General features: G+C 70.9%; 1 protein-coding gene. It reads right to left on the reverse strand.

Annotated elements, in window-relative coordinates:
- The coding region (gene glyA, locus CITRI_RS0115560) for a serine hydroxymethyltransferase (protein ID WP_050813724.1) at window positions 1–1,157 on the reverse strand (1,157 nt) is incomplete at its 3' end.
- Window positions 1,158–1,163: the final 6 nt, after the last annotated feature.

A 1,163-nucleotide genomic window follows, 5' to 3' on the forward strand; every position in this document is an offset into this window, starting at 1 on the left:
TCGGTGAAGGCGGCCTCGTCGAAGCCGCGGGTGGCCAGGGCCGGGGTGCCGATCCGTAGCCCGGAGGTCACCATCGGCGGGCGCGGGTCGAACGGGACCGCGTTGCGGTTGATGGTGATCTCGACCTGGGCCAGCAGGTCCTCGCCCTGGCGCCCGTCGAGGGAGGAGTTGCGCAGGTCGACCAGGACCAGGTGCACGTCCGTGCCGCCGGTGAGCACGGTGATCCCGTGCTCGGCCACGTCCGGGCGGGTCAGGCGCTCGGCCAGGATCCGGGCCCCGGCCAGGGTGCGGGCCTGGCGGTCCCGGAAGGACTCACCGGCGGCGATCTTGAAGGCCACGGCCTTGCCGGCGATCACGTGCTCCAGCGGTCCGCCCTGCTGGCCCGGGAAGACCGCGGAGTTGACCTTCTTGGCGATCTCGGCGTCGTTGGTCAGGATGATCCCGCCGCGGGGACCGGCCAGGGTCTTGTGCGTGGTGGAGGTGACCACGTGGGCGTGCGGGACCGGGTTCGGGTGCAGCCCGGTGGCGACCAGCCCGGCGAAGTGGGCCATGTCCACCATCAGGTACGCCCCGACCTCGTCGGCGATCTGCCGGAACCGGGCGAAGTCCAGCTGCCGGGGGTAGGCCGACCAGCCGGCCACGATCAGCTTCGGGGAGTGCTCCCGGGCCAGGGCGGCGACCTGGTCCATGTCCACCTCGTAGGTGTCCTCGTCCACCCCGTAGGCCACGATGTCGTAGAGCCGGCCGGAGAAGTTGATCTTCATCCCGTGCGTCAGGTGCCCGCCGTGGGCCAGGTTCAACCCCAGGACCTTGTCCCCGGGCCGGATCAGGGCGTGCATCACCGAGGCGTTGGCCTGGGCCCCGGAGTGCGGCTGCACGTTGGCGAACTCGGCGCCGAACAGGGCCTTGACCCGCTCGATCGCGATCGTCTCGATCGCGTCGACGTGCTCGCAGCCGCCGTAGTACCGCTTGCCCGGGTAGCCCTCGGCGTACTTGTTCGTCAGCACCGAGCCCTGGGCGGCCATCACCGCCGCCGCGGTGTGGTTCTCCGAGGCGATCATCTCCAGGCCCTCACGCTGACGGGCCAGCTCCGCATCGATGTGCCCGGCGATCTCCGGGTCCAGCTCCGCCAACGACGACGTCAACTCAACCGGCACCTGCGT

The sequence above is a fragment of the Citricoccus sp. CH26A genome (genome assembly GCF_000224415.1).
In the GTDB taxonomy this organism is placed as follows: domain Bacteria; phylum Actinomycetota; class Actinomycetes; order Actinomycetales; family Micrococcaceae; genus Citricoccus.